Genomic DNA, 13,950 nt, shown 5'->3' with positions numbered 1-13,950 from the left:
CCTCAAGCGAGCAGCCTTAAGGGATTTGTTTTATGGGATCGGCTTTAAGGGAGCAGCTCTAAGGGATCTGTCTTAAAAATTCCAGCGCTTTATCTAGGTCACGGGTGCGCGCCATTGGCGGCAGTGAGTTTAAAAAGGCTTGGCCGTAATAGCGATTCACGATGCGATTATCACAAAGGATCAGCACACCGCGATCTTTTTCATCACGAATAAGACGGCCAACACCTTGTTTCAGCGCAATAATCGCCTGAGGTAAGGACACTTCAGTAAAAGGATCGAGTCCCTGACGACTCACATTGTCGGCTCGGGCACGATACAGGGGCTCATCGGGCGACACAAAAGGTAATTTGTCGATAATCACGCAGCTTAACAATTTACCGCGCACATCCACCCCTTCCCAAAAACTACTGGTGCCGAGCAATACCGCATTGCCGAGTTGGCGAAACTTAGTCAGCAGACTCTGTTTACCCGCTTGGCCTTGTACCAGCAGCGGATACTGAGTGCGAGTTCGCAGTGCCAGCGCCGCTTGTTCGAGCATTTTATGGCTGGTAAATAAAATAAAAGTCCGTCCCTGCGCTGCGTCTATCGCTTGCACGCACACATCCACCAACTGCTTTAACGCTTGCTGTTGATTGGTCACGCTCCCAAGTTGTCTCGGCACACAAAATACCGCTTGGCGGGGATAATCAAAGGGACTGTCGAGAATGCTTTGCTGTGCATCGACGATACCCATTTCTCGGGCGAAATGGGCGAGACTGCGGTTAACCTGCAAAGTTGCCGAGGTAAATATCCAGCTGGTTTCCGGCATAAATAACTGCTGGCACTCACGGGCAATATTGATGGGTGAAATTCGCAGCACCACAAAACGACTACCAAATTCAATGCTGTAGGCCGCCAGATTATTATCACAGTTAAAAAACACACTGAGCTTGTTATTCAGCTCCGCCAACTTGATGGCGATATCATCTAACAATTCACTGCGGCCAATATGGGCCATTAATAAATTCTGCAGCGCAGTTAATTCCGCTAATAAATCCCATGACGCCGCCGCGAGCGCTTTATTGCCCAGCACTAAACGCCAGTCGGATTCATCGCAGGAATATAACTGATTATGCCAGTCACTTAATTTAGCGAGGCAACGCTGACAAAATTGGGCGAGTTGCCCCGTGTCACTGAGTTCGGTCTGATAAATAGCGAGTAGCTTTTGAATAAAATCATCGATAGTGCGACTCGAACATTGCAGGCCAAAATAGTTAACGCAAATATCGGGTAATAAATGCGCTTCATCGAAAATCACCACGTCGGGATCGGGTAATAACTCGGCAAAACCCGTGTCTTTGAGTACGCTATCGGCGAAAAATAAATGGTGGTTAACCACAATAATTTTGGCATCCATAGCACGGCTGCGCGCCTTGCGGGTAAAGCAGGCATCATAAAAATCGCAGCGCTTACCAATACAGCTTTCTTTAGTACTGACTACGAGCGGCAACGCCGAGGAATTCTCAGGTACTGAGGTTAAACCGCCAATATCACCATCTTTACAGGTGCTCGCCCACTGATTGATTTTCAACAAATCATCCAACAAACGCGCATCGATATGTGTCGCCTCGCTCATTTGCTTATCGAGTCGCCACTGGCACAAATAATTATTGCGCCCCTTTAGCAGCGCCAGTTTGGGCTCAATTCCCAACATGGCGACCAGTGCGGGTAAGTCTTTAAAAAACAACTGCTCTTGCAGATTTTTACTGCCCGTACTGACGATAACTTGCTTACCGCTTAATATCGCGGGGATCAAATACGCAAAGGTTTTACCCACCCCAGTGCCCGCCTCAATCACCACATTGCTCTTAGACGCGATCGCCTCACTCACTTGCTGCGCCATCTGCATTTGGCTTGTGCGCGCACTAAACCCTTGAATGTGCTTAGACAATACTCCATCGGGCAAAAATGCCCGTTGCACTTCGCCCGCGAGTCGGCTCACCGCAGCAGCGCCTTTTGAGGCAGCAGGCTTAGCCACTGTTTCTTTTGAGGGAGCATGCTTTGATGTCGGTTGGCGGGTGCGAGTCAAAGGGAGAATCAATCCTTTATCAAGGTGTTAGGGAGCGTTATAAAAAATGTGTAAGGCCACACTATAAGCTGCTGTGGGCTGCTGAGCGAGTGCATTGTGATGACTTTACTTAACAACAAGCACTGGTTAGTGCCGCAAGCCGCGGCCGTAAAAAATAGCGTTAAGCTTAACAGCTCGAAGCATTATGCTGATTTGAGATAAGACTACAAGTTAGCAAGGATAATTTCGCGGGTTCTTTCCCTCACGCCATACATGAGCCGCCATTTCAAGCTGTTCATTTTATGGGTCGTCAGTTTTGATACAAAGCTCCCAAAACAAAATACTTGAGTACGCGCAGCATTAATTGCCATTGTTTCCCCAGTGACTCGCCATAAACTCGTTGCTGAAGGCTCGACGGCGGCATATATGGATATATTCACGGCGTGTCACTGGAAAGTTTTTCTAAGCCACCCATTGTTAATTATTGCGAGTTTCATGGTGCTTCTTGGTGAATCACCAATTTCGCAACTAGGCTTAGTGTCTGTTTCCCCGCACAAGGAGTGTGATGATGCCACAGCCAAGGAGAACTCAAGTCAGTTTGGAAGATACGCCTTTTTATCACTGCTGTAGTCGGGTAGTTAGACGTGCCTATTTATGTGGTGAAGACCTTTTCTCTGGTAAAAATTACGACCATAGACGTGAGTGGGTAGAGCAGCAATTACTTAAACTGGCTCAGGTTTTTGCTATTGATGTTGCAGCATATGCAGTGATGAGTAACCATCTGCACTTGGTACTTTGTGTGGATATTTTCCAAGCCAATCAATGGAGTGATAGAGAAGTGCTTGAGCATTGGCATCAAGTATTTAAAGGCACTGAATTAACACAACAATTTGTCAAAGGGCAAGTTATTGAAGCCCATGACGTGGCTAACCTTAAACACCATATCGCCCTATACCGCAGTCGCTTAAGTGATATCTCTTGGTTTATGCGAGCGTTAAATGAACCTATCGCCCGTAAGGCAAATCAAGAGGATAACTGCACTGGACGCTTCTGGGAGGGCCGTTTTAAATCCCAAGCCCTACTCGATGAGGCGGCAGTACTCGCATGTATGACTTATGTTGACCTCAACCCTATCCGCCTCAACTGGCCACAACACCAGAAACCTCGGATTTCACCAGTATTCAACGGCGTATCCGTGCGGCACTAGCAGGCAAACAACCTCAAACATTATTACCTTTTATCGGTAATGAGCGGGACAATATGCCTAAAGGGCTGCACTTTGATTTACAAGAGTATCTACAACTTGTCGACGATACCGGCAGAATTATTTGCGATGATAAACGCGGGAGTATCAGTTCGAGCAGTGCTAGCTTACTGAGTCGCCTTAATATTCCGCCTGAGCATTGGCTTAAGCTCACTCACCATTTCGGACAGCTATTTAAAGGTCCCGTGGGTACTTTGCAAGAACTTACTTGTTACTGCGAACACCTTGAAAAGCGACGAAGGCACTATCGACATAGCTGCCAGCATTTAATGGCAGGCTGACAGAAGCAGAGATAATTTAGTGTTCAAATTGATTAATCCACCGCAGTGGAGAATATGGCTCGAACTTAATCCATCCAATTTCAGCTAAATATCGGCAAATGAATATAAAACGACCAAAAACCCCTCGGAAATGTGACTTTCAACCTCTGTAAAATACCTTTGGTAAATGCGACTTAGGTGTTGTAGGTTATGTTTCGCATCATGGGTGGCTTGGAAATCGGCTTGGAAATCGGCTTGGAAATCGTCACTAGCAGAGACTGCCATGGGCCGATATAAACGGTTGAATAGTCCAATGCTAAGTTTGCGTGATTATAATGGGCAAGTCGCTGAGGCGTTAACTGGTGTGAAGGCGATGAACAAAGTCATTAGACTGGGTATGCCCGTTCGACAGCAAGTTGCTTAATCTGCCAGAAGCCTTGGAATGATTACCTTATATGAAATGATTTAATCAACAACGCCGCTTGAGAGGACAAATTATTGATACAACTTGATGATCATATCGCGACACTGTCACACATTGTATTTTCTACTGATGACGTAGTTGAGTGGGGTGGTGTCTATCAGTGGCTTCATATCTCAGCATCTATTGAATCGGTATCTTTGGATACAATTAAATATAATCAAAGTTTCGGATGGTGTGCACCTGCTGATGAATTTGATCTGGCAAGAGATAAATTACTGCCTATATTTGCTACAAAATTAGCAATCTTCAATTTCGTGTGGGGAGCACTTGAATCTACGATAGATATAGTTAAGCCGCCTAAGAACCCCGATAAATCTAAACGAGGAAAAATTAGAGATACTTGCTTTTGGTTAAGTTCTTTTAATAAGTCAGAACCAATACCGGAGTTATTAACTCAAACTACTTTGTTTAGAGCTTTAGCCTTACAATCAATTGGCTATGACCGTGTAGAGAAACGTATTTCAGCGACAGATGAATTTGGCGCTACTGGTGTTGGTTTATATGGAGTTTATGAATTAAGAAATTTATTTGCACATGGTAGTATGGAGTTTCCATATCCAGATGGCGAAAACCTTCCTGTATGTGCCGAAATAGACTTAGTCGACTGCGCAACACGCATTGTTTTGTTTTCTATTCAATTGCTAATGCTGAAACACTTTCCGAATCCAGAAGATTATGAAGTCTTTGTAACTTCGGTTAGTGGGAATCTAGATGGCGAAACCAATTTATCTTATGCTCTGCGAGTTTGCCATTTGGAAGAAAAAGAGCTAGTAACACTTAAGTTTCAGATGTAACCACTTAACAATCAAGGCAATGTGTTACACCCGTCTGTTTTGATTTGTAGTTCGTACACCTTATTGCAGGCGTTAATCCATAGATATTTTAATTCGAAACTCACCGATTAGAGCTGAAAATCTAACAAGATTTTGTCCAAAAGTGTACTCAGTATGTTTTCAGCCTTAACAAATCGGCTTTTCTAAAACATCTATAACTAATTCTAAAAAATAGTGGCCACATAACCAATTGAAATAACAAATACAGTAATTGTTAGTGCTAGCTCTAGCCTTTTGAGCTTACAGACAACACGAATGCACAAAAGGTGCGCTATGGTGATTAGCGAGACGACCGTCCCCCCCATGGACGGGGCGAGCATCCAAGGACGGGCTGCGAGTCGGTGAGTAAATGCCATGGCAAGCCTACGTGAGTAGATATCAGCAACGCACCGCACAACTCAAGTTACGAATTCCCTGCACGACTTACCAACACATTTCGGTCCACTTTCAACATCCCCTCAACAAATATGCTCAATGGCTTTATTTAGCGATAACCACCTGCCTTTCACAAAAACGCATAAATATTCTCATTTAATTCAAAATTGCTGTTGCAAAGGCTCATAAAAGCGGTTAGTTTAAATCCACTTATACGGATAGACGTCCGTAACAACGCATTCAACGCTTTACTGTATTTCGAGCAGTTGAGCCAATAAAGTTTAATACCGAGAGAGTAAAATGAGCCCACTACTTAACGCTATCCACCACCATCACCACCATATGCGGTAGCCTTCGGACGCTCACTGCCGGAGGACTATATCCTTCTGGCGGACTGATTCAAGATGATCATAAACCCCTGGAAGGAATTCCGGGGGTTTTTTGCATTTAGGCGTTAATTTTGGTTTTAATTTTAATAGAAATTTTAGATATTTTATAAATTTTCAATACGTTAGCTAGAACACTTAACTAGAGACCTTAGCTAAAGCCCATTGAACGGCAAGGCGTATTAAACCGATTAAACAACACATTTTGAATCTTTTAATTTTGATACTTTTGAGCGAGATAACACTATGACTGAATCGAACCGTTTACGCATCGCCATCCAAAAATCTGGCCGTCTTTCTACTGACTCTCAGCAACTGCTAAAAAGCTGTGGTGTTAAATTTTCCATTAATGAACAACGCCTTATTGCTCACGCCGACAATATGCCTATCGATTTACTGCGCGTTCGTGATGATGATATCCCAGGATTGGTGATGGACGGCGTGGTTGATATGGGGATTATCGGTGAAAACGTGCTCGAAGAAGAACAAATCGAGCGTCAAACCCTGAACAAACCTGCAGATTGCCTCAAACTGCGTCAGTTAGATTTCGGCTCATGTCGCCTCTCGTTAGCCGTACCAACAGAATTCAGTTACGCCGATGCCTCCTCGTTAGAAGGATTACGCATCGCCACTTCTTACCCGAACCTGCTGCGCCGTTTTATGCAACAAAAAGGCATAACTTATCGAGACTGTATGTTAAAAGGCTCGGTTGAAGTCGCCCCACGTGCCGGCCTTGCCGATGGTATTTGTGATCTCGTGTCGACGGGCGCTACCTTAGAAGCCAACGGCTTATACGAAACCGAAGTGATTTACCGCTCTATGGCCTGCATCATTCAATCGGCCCAAACCCAAACACCGACTAAACAAGCACTCATCGACAAGATTCTGTCCCGCGTCAATGGCGTTATCCGCGCCCGTGAGAGCAAATACATCCTGCTGCACGCGCCAACCGAAACCTTAGATCAAATCGTCGCCCTGCTGCCCGGCGCTGAAAACCCAACCGTATTGCCATTAAACGATGATACTAACCGCGTTGCTATCCACGCCGTCAGTACTGAAGATTTGTTCTGGGATACCATGGAACAGCTGACTGCGCTCGGTGCCAGCTCAATTCTGGTGATGCCAATCGAAAAAATGATGGGGTAATGTATGGAAATCCTAACTTGGTCAACCTTATCAACCGCCGAGCAGAAAACGGCGCTGAAACGCTCGCCCTTAATTGGTGACAGTGGCTTAGAGCAAAGTGTTCGCGCCATTCTCGATGCGGTGGCGACGCGGGGTGATGCCGCCATTCAAGAATTTAATCAAAAATTTGATGGCTTCAATAGCGCTATGATTGGCGAGCTGCGCATGGGCGAAGCCGAAATAGCTGCGGCAAGCGCACGGGTATCGCCAGAGCTGAAAACAGCGATATCCAAAGCCATGGCGAACATAGATGTGTTTCACAGCGCCCAGCAATTTCGCCCAATTGATATGGAAACCGAGGCGGGAGTACGCTGCGAGTTACGTAGCGAACCGATTGAAAAAGTGGGTTTATATATCCCCGGTGGCAGCGCGCCATTAATTTCTACCGTGATGATGCTTGCCCTGCCCGCCAAGATCGCCGGCTGCGAACAAAGAGTATTGGTCAGCCCACCGCCGATCAACGATGCCATTATCTATGCCGCCAATGCCTGTGGGATCACTGAAATCTATCAAGTGGGCGGCGCGCAGGCCATTGCGGCACTGGCCTTTGGCACGGAAACGATTCCGGCGGTCGATAAGATTTTTGGTCCTGGTAATCGCTATGTGACGGAAGCTAAACGTTTAGTGTCACAGGATGGTCGCTGCACTGTGTGTATCGATATGCCAGCAGGCCCATCTGAGGTGTTGGTGATTGCCGATAGCGACGCCAATTGCGAATTTATCGCCGCCGATTTGCTTTCGCAAGCGGAGCACGGCCCTGATTCACAAGTGATTTTAGTGACAGATTCGCAAGCTATCGCGGATGGCGTGAATGACGCATTGACAAGACAACTTGCCGTCCTGCCACGTCAAGATATCGCGGCAACGGCGCTACTGAGCAGTCGCACTTTTGTTGTTGACGATATGCTGCAAGCCGCGCAGGTTTCTAATCAATATGGGCCTGAGCACTTAATCATTCAAACGCGCTTTCCCCGTGAGGTGCTGAAAAACATTCGCGCTGCTGGCTCAGTGTTTTTAGGCGCTTATACGCCTGAATCAGTTGGCGATTATGCCAGTGGCACCAACCACGTGCTGCCGACTTACGGTTACAGCCGCGCCGTATCGAGCCTGTCATTAGCCGACTTTAGCCGCCGCTTTACCGTGCAGGAACTCAGCGCTAAAGGCTTAATCGGACTGGGGCAAGCGGTCATGACGTTAGCCAGTAACGAATTGCTCGATGCGCACAAAAATGCCGTCGCAGTACGTTTAGCTAGCCTAGAGAAATGATCCGCTTAATGAGATGTGAGTGAAGAAAATGAGCCAAGTGAGCAGCATGGACAAGACAGCAGAACCCGCAGCATTAGCGTTAAATTTAGCCGAGCGCCTAGCGCGCCCTGAGTTACTGGATTTAACGCCCTACCAGAGTGCCCGCAGACTGGGCGGTCGTGGTGATATTTGGATCAATGCCAACGAATCGCCTTTTAATAATGTCGATACGGCAGCGCTCGATTTATCAAAATTGAATCGTTATCCAGAATGCCAACCGCCGCAGCTTATCAATGCCTACAGCGAATACAGCGGCGTGAGCGCCAGCAAGATAGTCGCCAGCCGCGGCGCCGATGAAGCGATTGAACTGTTAATTCGCACCTTTTGTATACCAGGCGTCGACAGCATTGCCTGCTTTGGCCCGACGTACGGCATGTATGCCATCAGCGCGAACACCTTTAATGTGGGCGTTAAAGCGTTAAATCTCAGTGCAGAATATGGCTTGCCGACAAGCTATGCCGAGGACGTTCGCGGCGCAAAACTGGTGTTTATCTGCAATCCCAATAATCCGACCGGGACTGTGATCGACAAAGCCATTATCGAGCAAGCGATCAAAGCCCTGCCCGACGCGCTTGTGGTCATCGATGAGGCCTATATTGAGTTTTGCCCTGAATACAGTGTGACGGATTTACTGGAAAGTTATCCTAATCTAGTGGTGCTACGCACCCTGTCAAAAGCTTTTGCACTCGCCGGCGCACGTTGTGGTTTTATGCTAGCAAACGAGGCCGTAGTCGAAATCCTTATGCGCGTAATTGCGCCCTATCCTGTGCCGCTACCCGTGAGTGAAGTCGCCACCCAAGCGCTATCAAGCGCTGGCGTTGCGCGGATGAAAGTGCAAGTTGCACAATTAAATGAGCAAGGCGCCAGGCTCACAGCGGCGATCAGCGCATATTGTTCAAAATCGAATAGCTCAGATTCTCGCGCCCGCGTGCTTAAGCCTAACGGCAATTATGTACTGGCTGAATTTGATGATGTCGCCAAGGTCGTGGCGTTACTGCAAGGCAGCGGTGTTGTCGCCCGCACCTACAAAGATCCAAGGCTTGCCAAGGCTATCCGCTTTAGCTTCAGTTCAAAGGCGGATACCGATGTGTTAGTGAATTTATTTGAATCGCAACGCACTGAGCAATCACCAGAAACGAATAATATGTAACTGAACATAAAAACTAATAAAACCAATAAAAAGCGAATGCCGCGCTGAAGGTAAAATCAGTTTAAGCATTAGCTAAACGAATTGAATTTGAAGGTAGAGCCATGAACCCACAATTTATCCCGAACGTTGCACAAAAAATTCTGTTTATCGACCGCGATGGCACCTTGATTGAAGAACCCGTCACCGACAAACAGGTCGATAGTCTGGCTAAATTAGTATTTGAGCCACAGGTGATCCCCGCTTTGCTCCGTCTGCAAAAGGCTGGATTTCGTTTAGTCATGGTCAGCAATCAAGACGGCCTTGGCACACCGTCTTTCCCGCAGGAAGATTTCGACGCGCCCCACAATATGATGATGCAAATCCTCAAAAGCCAAGGGGTTAACTTCGAAGATGTGGTGATTTGCCCGCACTTTAACGATGAAAATTGCAGCTGCCGTAAACCTAAGCTTGGGCTAATAAAAGACTATCTCACCCAAGGCTGTATCGATTTCACCCAATCAGCTGTGATTGGCGATCGCGAAACCGATGTGGAACTGGGCAATGCCATGGGCATTAAAAGCCTGAAATATCAACGCGACACTTTGGGCTGGAACGCCATCGCCGATGCGCTGCTCAATAAAGGCCGCACCGCGACGGTCGTGCGCACCACCAAAGAAACTGATATTCGTGTGACTGTGGACCTCGACAGTTCAGTCAAAGGCAAAATCGACACTGGCATTGGCTTTTTCGATCATATGCTCGATCAAATTGCCACCCACGGTAATTTTAGAATGGATGTGAAAGTCGATGGCGACTTAGAAATCGACGATCACCACAGCGTCGAAGACACGGCGCTGGCCATAGGTGACGCCCTGCGCCAAGCGCTCGGTGACAAACGCGGCATTGCCCGTTTCGGCTTTAGTCTGCCGATGGACGAAGCCAAGGGCGAATGTCTGCTGGATATCTCTGGCCGTCCTTTTATCAAATTCTCGGCCGATTTTGAACGTGAGCACGTAGGCGAAATGGCCACAGAAATGGTGCCACACTTCTTCCGCTCCTTTGCCGATGGCCTGCGCTGTACGCTGCATGTGTCGACCGAAGGCGATAACGATCACCACAAGGTTGAAGCCCTGTTTAAAGTGCTCGGCCGCGCGCTACGCCAAGCAGTTAAAGTTGAAGGCGATATTCTGCCATCGAGCAAAGGCGTACTTTAAGGCATCAGCATAAATCGTTTAAGAGGTTAGGATGCAACAAGACACTCTATTAACAGCTGGCCAGCAATTAACAGCTAGCCCGCAATTAACAGCAAATGAATCATCAGATGCTGAAACCGTCATCATAGACACGGGCTGCGCCAATTTAAGCTCAGTACGTTTCGCCTTCGAGCGTTTAGGCGCTAAGGTATTGGTCACAGACGATAAAGCCAAAATCAAAGCGGCAAAACGTGTGGTGCTGCCGGGTGTGGGCACAGCGGGTGCCGCCATGGCGTCCTTACATGAAAAAGGCTTGGTCGAACTCATCCAAGGCCTGACTCAACCTGTGTTGGGCGTATGTCTTGGCATGCAAATGTTGGCGGCAATTTCTAAGGAGCGCGGCGGCAAAGGTCAAGATTGTGAGTGCTTAGGCATAATCCCAACCGACATTTGTGAGCTGGATACGCAGTTACTCAAAGCTGAAAGCCTACCTTTGCCGCACATGGGCTGGAACCAACTTAAGCTCACGACAAACTCACAAGGCGCCAACAGCCCTAACGTTCACCCGCTGTTTGCGGGTATTGAAGATGGCAGTTATGTATATTTCGTCCACAGTTACCGCGCGCCGTTGAGCGAATTTACCTTAGCCGAATGTACCTATGGTGAAGGCTTTAGCGCCGCCATCGGCAAAGGCAACTTTATGGGCGTACAGTTCCACCCCGAAAAAAGTGCCGCCGTGGGCGCGCAAATTCTGCGTAACTTTTTACAGATGGACGAGTTAAAGATGAACAAAGCTCTGATGAACGAAGCTCTGATGCACAAAGCGCTGCGAAGCAACTCTGCTGATGGCCAAGCGGGTGTAAATAAGGCTGACCAATGAATAAATTACTCATCAAAAAACCATTTATTAATAAATTACTTACAAACAAATCAAGGATGTGAACCTATGATTATTCCTGCGATTGATTTAATTGATGGCAATGTTGTCCGCCTTTATCAAGGTGATTACGGCCAGCAGACCACCTTTGATTTAAGTCCTTTGGCGCAGCTGCAATCCTATGAGGCACAAGGCGCGAAGTGGTTACATATTGTTGATTTAACAGGTGCGAAAGATCCCGCTAAACGCCAAACTCTCCTTATCAGTCAACTCGTGGCGGGACTAAACGCTAATATTCAAGTTGGCGGTGGGATTCGCACGGAAGAACAAGTCACTGAATTATTAGCTATCGGCGTAAAACGCGTGGTGATTGGATCACTTGCGGTGAAAGAACCTGAGTTAGTTAAACAATGGTTTATTAAATACGGCAGCGAAGCGATTTGCCTCGCGCTCGATGTCAATATCAACCAGAGCGGCGAGAAAATTGTCGCCGTATCCGGTTGGCAAAGTGGCGGCGGTAAGAGTTTAGAATCCCTTGTAGAAACCTTTAGCGCGGTCGGCTTAAAGCATGCGCTAGTGACTGACATTAGCCGTGACGGCACGCTAACGGGCGCAAATACTGCGCTTTATCAAGAAATTGCCACAAGTTATCCCGATATCGCTTGGCAAGCCTCCGGCGGTATTGCAACTCTTGATGATGTGAGCGCCGTGCGTGACAGCGGCGCTGCGGGTATCATTATCGGTAAAGCCTTGCTTATCAATCAGTTTAACGTGGCGGAGGCAATCCAATGCTGGCCAAACGACTAGTCCCCTGTTTAGATGTAAAAGACGGTAAAGTAGTGAAAGGCGTACAGTTTCGTAACCACGAAATTGTCGGCGATATCGTCCCGTTAGCAGCGCGTTATGCCGAAGAAGGTGCCGATGAGCTGGTGTTTTATGACATTACCGCCAGCGCCCACGAACGTGTGGTCGATAAATCTTGGGTGAGCCGCGTGGCGGAGCAGATTGATATTCCCTTCTGCGTGGCCGGTGGCATTAAAACCATTAGCCAAGCCCGTGAATTATTAGCCTTTGGTGCGGATAAGATTTCGATTAACTCGCCCGCCTTAACCGATCCAAGTTTAATCTCGCGCCTGCAGGACGAGTTCGGCCGCCAGTGTATCGTGATTGGCATCGACTCCTTTTTCGATGCCACCAGCAACAGCTATAAGGTAAAGCAATTTACTGGCGATGAAGCAGCAACTAAGGATACGCAGTGGTTTACCCAAGACTGGGTTGAAGAAGTGCAAAAACGAGGTTGTGGTGAAATCGTGCTCAATGTGATGAACCAAGACGGCGTGCGCGGCGGCTACGATATCAAGCAGTTAAGCCTTGTTCGCGCTATCTGCGACGTGCCTTTAATTGCCTCGGGCGGCGCTGGAACTATGGCGCATTTCCGTGATGTGTTTATTGAAGCCAAGGTCGATGCGGCGCTGGCAGCGAGCGTATTCCACAAGGCGATTATCAACATCGGTGAATTAAAAGCCTATTTAGCGGCCGAAGGCATTGCGATTAGGCGCTAGCTATTGCAATTAGCCGCTCGCGGTTAATCGTGAATAGCGAGCTAATGCCACCTCTCGATACCGCGACAGTAAGAGCATGAGCAATCAACCTGAATATGTCGCTAAAAAGCATCAACAAATTAAGAGTGAACACTATGTCAACGCAAACAAACACTAAAGCGGATTTTAGCGAGCTGGATTGGGACAAACAGGATGGGCTTATTCCTGCCGTGATCCAAAACCATTTATCGGGCAAGGTATTAATGCTCGGTTATATGGATAAGGCCGCGCTGGAAAAAACCTTAAGCACAGGTGATGTGACCTTTTTCAGCCGCTCAAAACAGCGCTTGTGGACTAAGGGTGAAACCTCGGGCAATACCCTAAAGTTGGTGGCTATCGATAAGGACTGCGATAACGACAGCCTGTTAGTGCAAGTGATCCCCAACGGCCCAACCTGCCACAAAGGCACCGAAAGTTGCTGGTTAGATGACAATGCGCACCCATTTTTGAACAACCTCGCCAGCTTAATCACCTCGCGTAAAGGGCAAAGTGCCGATTCCAGCTATACAGCGTCTTTATTTGCACGTGGCACTAAACGTATCGCCCAAAAGGTCGGGGAAGAAGGCCTTGAAACCGCCCTTGCCGCTGCGACCCACGATAAGGAAGAGTTAGTTAACGAAGCCTCAGATCTTATCTATCACTTGCTGGTATTGCTTGAAGATCAAGACTTAAGCCTCAGTGACATCACAGCAAACTTGCTGGCAAGACATGAAAAGGCGCTGCAGAGCAAAGCATAATCTGCTCACTGGCTCTGATATCACGCTGGTCGCTTACATCTTGAAATGCCGCACACTTAAGCCAAGTCTGCGGCATTTTTTATCTTGCCATAAATCTAGCTAACTCCTCTTTCCTTCCCCTCGTTGACCATAAACTGAGTGTGAGTTAGGCATATCTTTCAGCTTAGTCACATGACAAAAAACAAACAAAATACTGTTGTAATGGTTGACAAGTACACCTCAACTCCCTATGGTAGCCTCCGTTGCCGTTAGGTTATTAAGGCAAGGCATGAAA

General features: G+C 47.4%; 10 protein-coding genes and 2 pseudogenes. 11 read left to right on the top strand and 1 reads right to left on the bottom strand.

What is annotated here, in order from left to right:
* Nucleotides 1-58: 58 nt before the first annotated feature.
* The gene (locus tag OX890_RS11310) at nucleotides 59-2,068 is read right to left on the bottom strand and encodes an ATP-dependent DNA helicase (RefSeq protein ID WP_172599581.1); all 2,010 of its coding nucleotides are present in this window, start codon (nucleotides 2,066-2,068) and stop codon (nucleotides 59-61) included.
* A gap of 547 nt (nucleotides 2,069-2,615) precedes the next feature.
* Between OX890_RS11310 and OX890_RS11305 the strand changes: the two are divergent.
* From OX890_RS11305 to hisIE, 11 genes and pseudogenes are all read left to right on the top strand, one after another.
* Nucleotides 2,616-3,592, top strand: a pseudogene (locus OX890_RS11305) (transposase).
* 244 nt (nucleotides 3,593-3,836) lie between these two features.
* A pseudogene (locus tag OX890_RS11300) lies at nucleotides 3,837-3,995 on the top strand (IS5/IS1182 family transposase); the annotation flags it as partial.
* Nucleotides 3,996-4,069: 74 nt separating this feature from the next.
* The gene (locus tag OX890_RS11295) at nucleotides 4,070-4,849 is read left to right on the top strand and encodes a hypothetical protein (protein ID WP_126491802.1); all 780 of its coding nucleotides are present in this window, start codon (nucleotides 4,070-4,072) and stop codon (nucleotides 4,847-4,849) included.
* A gap of 1,046 nt (nucleotides 4,850-5,895) precedes the next feature.
* Complete coding sequence (hisG, locus tag OX890_RS11290) at nucleotides 5,896-6,795, top strand: ATP phosphoribosyltransferase (RefSeq protein ID WP_268649218.1); 900 nt, start codon at nucleotides 5,896-5,898, stop codon at nucleotides 6,793-6,795.
* 3 nt (nucleotides 6,796-6,798) lie between these two features.
* Nucleotides 6,799-8,100, top strand: a complete 1,302-nt coding sequence (gene hisD / locus OX890_RS11285) for a histidinol dehydrogenase (RefSeq protein ID WP_268649217.1) — start codon at nucleotides 6,799-6,801, stop codon at nucleotides 8,098-8,100.
* Nucleotides 8,101-8,128: 28 nt separating this feature from the next.
* Entirely contained in the window at nucleotides 8,129-9,289 is a 1,161-nt protein-coding gene (gene hisC, locus OX890_RS11280) for a histidinol-phosphate transaminase (protein ID WP_268650609.1), read from the top strand.
* Between the two features lie 101 nt (nucleotides 9,290-9,390).
* Complete coding sequence (hisB, locus tag OX890_RS11275; RefSeq protein ID WP_012089365.1) at nucleotides 9,391-10,482, top strand: bifunctional histidinol-phosphatase/imidazoleglycerol-phosphate dehydratase HisB; 1,092 nt, start codon at nucleotides 9,391-9,393, stop codon at nucleotides 10,480-10,482.
* Nucleotides 10,483-10,513: 31 nt separating this feature from the next.
* Nucleotides 10,514-11,341, top strand: a complete 828-nt coding sequence (gene hisH / locus OX890_RS11270) for an imidazole glycerol phosphate synthase subunit HisH (protein WP_115334483.1) — start codon at nucleotides 10,514-10,516, stop codon at nucleotides 11,339-11,341.
* A 66-nt stretch (nucleotides 11,342-11,407) separates the two neighbouring features.
* Nucleotides 11,408-12,145, top strand: coding sequence for a 1-(5-phosphoribosyl)-5-[(5-phosphoribosylamino)methylideneamino]imidazole-4-carboxamide isomerase (gene hisA / locus OX890_RS11265; RefSeq protein WP_115334482.1), 738 nt, complete (start codon nucleotides 11,408-11,410; stop codon nucleotides 12,143-12,145).
* Nucleotides 12,127-12,900 (top strand): imidazole glycerol phosphate synthase subunit HisF, encoded by a 774-nt coding sequence (gene hisF / locus OX890_RS11260; protein WP_006081894.1) that lies wholly within the window; start codon nucleotides 12,127-12,129, stop codon nucleotides 12,898-12,900. The genes hisA and hisF overlap by 19 nt, the downstream gene beginning before the upstream one ends.
* Before the next feature lie 134 nt (nucleotides 12,901-13,034).
* Nucleotides 13,035-13,676, top strand: coding sequence for a bifunctional phosphoribosyl-AMP cyclohydrolase/phosphoribosyl-ATP diphosphatase HisIE (gene hisIE / locus OX890_RS11255; protein ID WP_012089368.1), 642 nt, complete (start codon nucleotides 13,035-13,037; stop codon nucleotides 13,674-13,676).
* The last annotated feature ends 274 nt before the right edge of the window (nucleotides 13,677-13,950 follow it).

The sequence above is a fragment of the Shewanella sp. DAU305 genome (assembly GCF_026802235.1).
Lineage (GTDB): Bacteria > Pseudomonadota > Gammaproteobacteria > Enterobacterales > Shewanellaceae > Shewanella > Shewanella baltica.
Note: the sequence above shows the minus strand (reverse complement) of the source record. Positions and strands in the feature narration are given on the sequence as shown.